The organism is Sphingobium sp. ZW T5_29, from assembly GCF_044987515.1.
GTDB lineage: Bacteria > Pseudomonadota > Alphaproteobacteria > Sphingomonadales > Sphingomonadaceae > Sphingobium.
In genome coordinates, this window is record NZ_JBJDRM010000041.1 from 1 (window position 1) to 518 (window position 518).

1 protein-coding gene is annotated in these 518 nt (G+C 65.4%); it reads left to right on the plus strand.

What is annotated here, in order from left to right; translation table 11 throughout:
• Positions 1-518: hypothetical protein (locus ACI3KQ_RS15960; protein WP_404959332.1), on the plus strand; the 518-nt coding region annotated here is incomplete at both ends.

A 518-nucleotide genomic window follows, 5' to 3' on the forward strand; every position in this document is an offset into this window, starting at 1 on the left:
ATCCGGTGCGCTTCTTCATCCAGAACCAGCTGGGCGCGATCATCTCCGTGGTGGCATTCCTGCCGCTGATCATCCTGGTGTTCACGAACAAGAACATGACGGGCGGGCAGAAGGCCCTCGCCGGCATCATCGGCATCGTGATCGCCGGTGCGGCGGTGGCCTCGAACATCGACTACTCCCCCGCCTCGCAGGAGGAGTACGCCAACCAGGCAGGCCTGGTGCAAGACATCACCGGCGGCGACAAGGTCTACTGGACCACCTCCGGCTCCGTGTACCACCTCTGCGAAGAGGCGTCAGCGGTGAACAAGGAGTCGGCGGACAACACGATCCACGCCGGCACCATCGCTCAGGCGCAGACCGACGGAAAGGCCCGCCTCACCCTGCAGCTGCCGCAGGAGCTGAAGGAGTGCGGCTACACCGACTACGTGCTGCCGGACAACTGGCAGGCCGTGGTCAAGGGTGAGGCGCCGTTCGTCCCGTCCGGCGAGGTAGCTCCCGCTGTCGAGCCCACGAGACTC